Here is a 1,001-nt window from a genome sequence, read left to right on the forward strand (position 1 = left end):
GGCTCTTCCCCTGATTAAGTGGGTGAATTTCATCGATTCACTCCACATGGGTAAAGCTCCAAGCCACCACAGTGGAAATAGATGGCTGTTCTAAATCTATCTCTATTCCGGAAACCACAAGCTCTGCGTTTCACTCGTTGAATCTTGGCATTCATGCCCTCTGAACGACCATTGTCGACTGAAAGGACTATCGCATTCACTATGCCCCACAGATGCTCCTTGATCATCAAGGCCACCTTGCGTACAGGTTCAAGACGACAACGAAGAGCCCAGCTTAACCAGCGCCTCCAGGCTTTGATTGCCCATCCTCGTATAGAGTAATGCCAGAGAGTCATTGCCAGCTCCTTGATGGCCCAGGCTCTGGCTGTTTTCAGCACCCTGTCTTTCAGAGGAATAAAGTTCTGCCATTGTTTTTCAGACATGTTTTCAGGATTGGATAACCATTGGTACTTGCTGCCTGTCAGAATGCTGTGCCCTTCAGCCGTAAGCACCTTGTGTTCCTGTCGGCGAACCTTGTCAACAGCCTCACCCAGAGCTTTGGCAATGTGGAATTTATCGAAGGCTATCTTTGTGCCAGCATCAGGAACCCTGTCCAGCGTCGTATTGATAAAAGCTGGCCACATATCCATGGAGACACTCTCGAGTTCAGAGAGCTGTTGCTCTGACTGCGTGTCATAGAACTGATTCAGACTCTCCTTCTTACGCTCATCAGCCACATGAACAACAATATCTCGCTCCTGATCAACGACAACTGTGACGTACTCATGCCGTTTCTGGAAAGAGGTTTCATCAATGCCAATATGTTTCAGGGGCTGAAGTTTTCTTCGCTGCAGACCGCGTTTGACCGCACGTTGCATAATGTTGTCTATGGCGTTCCAACTCAGCCCCATCTGCCTGGATACAGCTTGTGTTGAAGCTTCATGGAGCCAGTCGATGACCAGCGCTTCAAACATGGCCGTGAAGCCAGAGCCGGGTTCAGCCCAAGGCACATTAATTGTTTT

At 49.1% G+C, this 1,001-nt stretch carries 1 protein-coding gene; it reads right to left on the bottom strand.

Annotated features, from left to right (window positions below):
• Positions 1 to 29: 29 nt before the first annotated feature.
• Positions 30 to 1,001, bottom strand: a 972-nt coding sequence (locus tag M3P05_RS20415) for an ISL3 family transposase (protein WP_249701975.1), incomplete at its 5' end; no start/stop codon positions are given.

The organism is Parendozoicomonas callyspongiae (assembly GCF_023502345.1).
Classification (GTDB): domain Bacteria; phylum Pseudomonadota; class Gammaproteobacteria; order Pseudomonadales; family Endozoicomonadaceae; genus Sansalvadorimonas; species Sansalvadorimonas callyspongiae.